This is a genomic window from Deltaproteobacteria bacterium (genome assembly GCA_009929795.1).
GTDB lineage: Bacteria > Desulfobacterota > Desulfovibrionia > Desulfovibrionales > Desulfomicrobiaceae > RZZR01.
Window position 1 is genome coordinate 1 of record RZZR01000306.1, and the last position, 1,877, is coordinate 1,877.

At 60.0% G+C, this 1,877-nt stretch carries 1 protein-coding gene; it reads left to right on the forward strand.

Annotated features, from left to right (window positions below; genetic code table 11):
- A partial coding sequence (locus EOM25_14475) for a response regulator (GenBank protein ID NCC26381.1) occupies nucleotides 1-1,877 on the forward strand: 1,877 nt, incomplete at both ends.

The following is a 1,877-nucleotide window of genomic DNA, read 5'->3' on the forward strand; positions in this document are numbered from 1 at the left end:
ATTGTCCGAACTCGACGTGATGGTCTTTGACCTGAACATCACCAGCACGACGCCTTTCGCCCCCTACGGAGTGTTCATCTTCATCCTGTCCTATTCGTTCTATATCTCCGCCTCCTTTGCCGACGCCTTCTCCAAGGTAGAAAAGCTTTCCGGAAATCTGGAGGAGGCCAATGTGCGGCTGGTGGACATGAACAAGCTCAAGGACGAGTTTTTGGCCAACACCACCCACGAACTGAAGACCCCGTTGGCCGGAATCGCTGGCATCGCCGAGTCCCTTCTGGCCGGGACCGGGGGCAAGATCCCGGAAACGGCCCGGGAGCATTTGAAACTTTTGGCCCACAGCGCCAAGCGGCTCTCCGGACTGGTGGATCAGATCCTCGATTTTTCCAGGCTCACCCGCCAGGACGTCTCCCTGCGCAGAACCACGGTCAATCTGCACGATGCGGTCCAGGGGGTTTTGGACATTTCCCGGGTCATGGCCAAGGCCAAGAATCTCGATCTGATCAATGCGATTCAGCCCCATTTTCACCCTGTCCAGGCCGATCCAGAACGGCTGGAGCAGATTCTATTCAACCTCGTGGGCAACGCCATCAAATTCACCCAGACCGGAACCGTCACGGTGTCGGCCGAAATCTTGGATGAATTCATCCGGGTTTCCGTGGCGGATACGGGCGTGGGCATCCCCGAAGAGGCCCAAGAACGCATCTTCAATTCCCATGAGCAGGTAGGGGCCGCGCACACCAGGGCCCCCGGAGGAACGGGCCTTGGCCTGGCCATCACCCGGCGTCTGGTGGAACTCCACGGCGGGGAGATTGCCGTGGAGTCAGAGCTTGGCCACGGCAGCGTGTTTTTCTTCACTCTGCCCGCAAACCGAATCACGGGTCATGAAAATGAGCCGAAGAACGAGGCCGACCCTCAGGTCGGACCCTTCCGTCCCGTTCTGCTTCCAAGCCTCAATCAGGCTCCAGATGACCTTGGCTGCGCCGATGGCCTAAAATACCAGGTGCTGATCGTTGATGACGAACCTGTGAACCTACATGTGATCGCCTCCTGTCTGAGACTGGCCGGGATCACCTTCAAGACGGCCAAAAATGGGGCCGAGGCCCTGAGATTGATCCAGGTCGGAGACCGCCCGGACATGATGATCCTGGACGTGATGATGCCCGGTCCGACCGGATACGAAGTCTGCAGGACACTTCGACGGGAGCACACGGCCCAGGCCATGCCGGTGATCATGCTCACGGTCAAAAACCGGGTGGAAGACATTGTCGCCGGTTTCTCGGCCGGGGCCAATGACTATCTGACCAAGCCCTTTTCCCGTGAAGAACTCCTGGCCCGGGTGGGCACCCTCTTGAAGCTCAAGCAGGCCCACGCCGTGCTCCGGGAAAACATTCGCCTGAAAGAGGAGCTGGTCCTTCGCCGCGAAACCGAGCAGGAACTCTGGCTCACGCAGCACCGGCTCTCGGGCGTGCTCGACGCCCTCGGCGAGGCCGTCCTGGCCGTGAACATCAGCCGTGAGATCGCCTTGGCCAACAAGGGCTTCGAGGCCCTATCGGGCCATGCCGCATCCAGTCTGCTTGGCCGTCCCCTGGTCGAACTCCTGGCAACGGCCCGGACGACCGGTTCCGGAGATCTGCTTTCGTTTCTGTCGGATTCCGGAGCGGACCGGGACAATTCAGCCCACTTTCCTGGCCAGATCCTTCTCGATGGGGCCGGACAGTCCCTCCCGTGCCATGTGCTGGCCACATGCCTGGACATGGAAGATGAAACACTGTTCGTGCTGGTTTTTCGTCCGCCGGATAGCCATGGAGAGGTCGAGAGGGAAGGCCTCGGCCATGGGCCCGGGGGCCTTGTTTCCATCCTTCAAGAATTCACGG